Origin of the sequence: Bradyrhizobium sp. (assembly GCF_049581145.1) — a bacterium.
Taxonomy (GTDB): domain Bacteria; phylum Pseudomonadota; class Alphaproteobacteria; order Rhizobiales; family Xanthobacteraceae; genus Bradyrhizobium.
This window is the reverse complement of the sequence record NZ_JBAURI010001221.1, coordinates 1-3,067: the sequence shown is the minus strand read 5'-3', so window position 1 is coordinate 3,067 and position 3,067 is coordinate 1. Positions and strand designations below refer to the sequence as shown.

Here is a 3,067-nt window from a genome sequence, read left to right as displayed (position 1 = left end):
GAGCAGGCCTTGGGCAGGACGCGGATCCGCAACGGTCGACGACGTTGCTGTGCTGGTTGACGCTGCCGCGAGCGGCGCCGGCCATGTGAAACCCGACAATGGTGACGACGCCACCATCACTTTCATGTGTACTTCGATCGCGGCGTCGAGAGACTCGGCCGCTTCACATCTCAGACGGTCGGCGGCGGTGCGAGCGTCGCAAATGCGGTCGAGCCGATATATTTTGGCGCATAGACGTAAAGCTCCATGAGCGGCATTTTGGCACTGAGTGCATTTCGAGTCAGGAGCGCGCGCGCATTTTCGCCGGCCTTTGGGTAGATCGCGCTCCAGCCGGCGAAGCTGCTGGCCAGGATCTCCAACGACAGAATTGTCGTCGCTATTCTTACAAAACTCTCATTGGCTGTCTTTGCACTCCGTGTTGTCGACGCCCTCTTGAGCAACCGGCCGAGCTGTTCCTGCCTTTCAATGAATGGACCGAGCTGAGACCTCCACAGCATGTCGGGCAGACAGAAATATCCATTGACCGCATGGTGGCTCTCGATCAGGCGACGACATTGCCGCCACAGGTCGTGCGGCAGGAACCCCAGATCTTCAACGACTTTCGATAGATTGTCGTCGGGAGGCTTGGCGCCATCCTCCATCTCATGAGTTCTCCGATCAGGAAAGTTGTACCAGCTCTCTCTACGCAACTGTCCCTGCGCGGCTCTCTCTAAACTGTCGAGGCGACGCAACTAACAGAGCGGCGGCTTTTGCCCGGTGATCACTTTCACGGATGAGCGACGAAGTAAAATCAAAAATTCGAAGTAACTCCATCTTAAGATGATAGCAACGTCTCGTTCCATTCTCAGATGAATGCGCCGCTGTTTCTCCTTGATGTGAGCAGTCTCTCCGAAGAGAAGTGATCAATGGCATTGGCGGCTGCGAACGAGCCGGCTGACGTGTAGCTCTGCCGGGTTCGAACTAGCGACCATTCGATGCACATGCAACGGTCGAACGCTCCGCGCCCGGCGACCGCAACCGACGGCCGAGGGCGATAGCTTGCAGCAGGCAATGCGGGGCGAACCGTCTGGGCGCCTCGGCGGGAGCCCGTGCCGTAAGCGGCATGATGAAATTGGCCGCGTCCCGTTCTCGACATAACTCGAGCCGCAGCTCGGGCAGCGCCTGAGAGGGCCGCGCCTTTCGAGTGGCGCGCAGATCGGCTTGCCGGTTTCGAATCCGAGCCGGCGTTCGAACCAATGCAAGGGTCGGTTTCGGAAGAACAGCTGGTCTTCGCGGTCGTCGTCCATCGAGAGCCCGTCGGCGTGTGCGGCCGTTACACGTTTTCCCAAGGGATTGTTAGGCGATTTCAGTGGGTTGACGAAATGTCCCGCACGCGCTGGCCTGCCTTTCGGTCGGCCTGTTGTCAGGCGGGTGCTTCTCGTCGTGCGATCGACCAACAGTTGAGCAGCCGGGGAGCGTTGTTCGCCTGCCGCACAACTTGCCCCTGCCAACCGGCCATGCAATTGTTGAACCCGCAAAGCAGGGGAAGGGCGGCGTGCCGGGTGTTGCGCCATGCGAAGAAGCCTGCCGCCGGAGCTAGGTTTGGGAGAGCGTCGCATGAAGTTTGGACGATTGCTCGGGTTCGCTTGCGCCGCCGCGCTATCGGCCGCGCTCGCAAGCCAGGCTGTTGCGGAGGACAAGGTCGTCAAGATCGGCGCGATCTTTCCGATGACCGGCGGCGCTGCGAGCACCGGCATCCATGCCAAATATGCCCTCGAAGTCGCGCAAGACATCATCAACAACGCTCATCCCGAGCTTGGCGACCTTCCGCTCGCCAGGAATGCCGGTCTTGCAGGTCTCGGCGGCGCCAAGGTCGAGGTGGTGTTCGCCGACAACCAGGGCAGTCCCGCCACTGGCCAGAACCAGGCGTTGCGCCTGATTACCGAGAACAAGGTTGTCGCGCTCACCGGCGCCTATCAATCCGGCATCACCTTGACCGCGAGTTCCATCGCCGAGAAATACGGGATTCCATTCCTGAACGGTGAATCCGTTGCGGCCAATCTCACCGAGCGTGGCTTCAAATGGTTCTTTCGCACCACGCCGGTCGCAACCGACTTCGCCAAGATCTATTCCGATTTCCTGGTCGATATGAAGGCTCAGGGTGCCAAGACCGACAGCATCGCACTGGTGCATGACAACACCGAATACGGTACCTCCGTCGCCGCCACCATCACCGACGTGTTCAAGGCGAAGGGCACAAAGATCGCGCTCGACATCGCCTACGTCTCGAACGCGACCGACGTGCAGAGCCAGGTGCTGCAGCTGAAGGAAAAGAGTCCCGATGTCGTGATCATGATCTCGTACGCGTCGGATGCGATCCTGTTCGCCAAGACGATGCAGGCGCAGGACTACAAGCCGCCGCTGATGATCGCCGATGACGCAGGCTATTCCGATCCGTCTTTCATCAAGACGGTCGGCATGATCTCTCAAGGCGTCTTCAACCGGTCGTCCTGGAGCGTCGGTCCGCCGGGCTCGCCGACCGCTGTCATCGCGGAGCTCTACAAGAAGAAGAGCGGCGACGAGATGGATGACACCGCCGCGCGCGAGATGCAGGGTTTTTTCGTGCTGGTGGACGCGATCGATCGCGCCGGTTCGACCGAGCCTGCCAAGATCCAGGCGGCGCTGCGGGCCACCGACCTCAAGCCCAGCCAGCTGATGATGGGCTATAACGGCGTCAAGTTCGACGACAAGGGCCAGAACATCCTGGCCTCCGGGGTCATCATCCAGTTGCAGGACGGCGAAAACTACGTTGCCGTCTGGCCCAAGGCCAGCGCCGAAAAGGCGCCCATTCTGCCCTACAAGGGCTGGTAAATCCCATGTCGGCGCGGATATTGAATCCCGCCCTGACTTTTGCTTGAATCCGGCGACAACGCCTTTCTCGCAACGACGCGCGGCTCCATGTCCTTTGTCCTTGTCCAGGTGATCGTCGGCGGATTGTTGCTCGGAGCCGTCTACGCGCTGTTCTCCTCGGGCCTCACGCTGGTCTGGGGCATGATGAACATCGTCAATTTCGCGCATGGCGATTTCG

The 3,067-nt window shown here is 60.2% G+C and carries 2 protein-coding genes; one reads left to right on the top strand and one right to left on the bottom strand.

Going from position 1 to position 3,067, the window contains the following annotated elements:
- Positions 1-170: 170 nt before the first annotated feature.
- Positions 171-641 (bottom strand): hypothetical protein, encoded by a 471-nt coding sequence (locus tag WCB02_RS38885; protein WP_423967560.1) that lies wholly within the window; start codon positions 639-641, stop codon positions 171-173.
- Positions 642-1,596: 955 nt separating this feature from the next.
- Here WCB02_RS38885 and WCB02_RS38880 point away from each other — a divergent pair.
- Entirely contained in the window at positions 1,597-2,850 is a 1,254-nt protein-coding gene (locus WCB02_RS38880) for an ABC transporter substrate-binding protein (protein ID WP_423967558.1), read from the top strand.
- Positions 2,851-3,067 lie beyond the last annotated feature (217 nt).

Coding starts and splice junctions, on each gene's coding strand:
- WCB02_RS38885 (WP_423967560.1), bottom strand. CDS start 641: ATGGAGGATGGCGCCAAGCCTCCCGACGACAATCTATCGAAAGTCGTT.
- WCB02_RS38880 (WP_423967558.1), top strand. CDS start 1,597: ATGAAGTTTGGACGATTGCTCGGGTTCGCTTGCGCCGCCGCGCTATCG.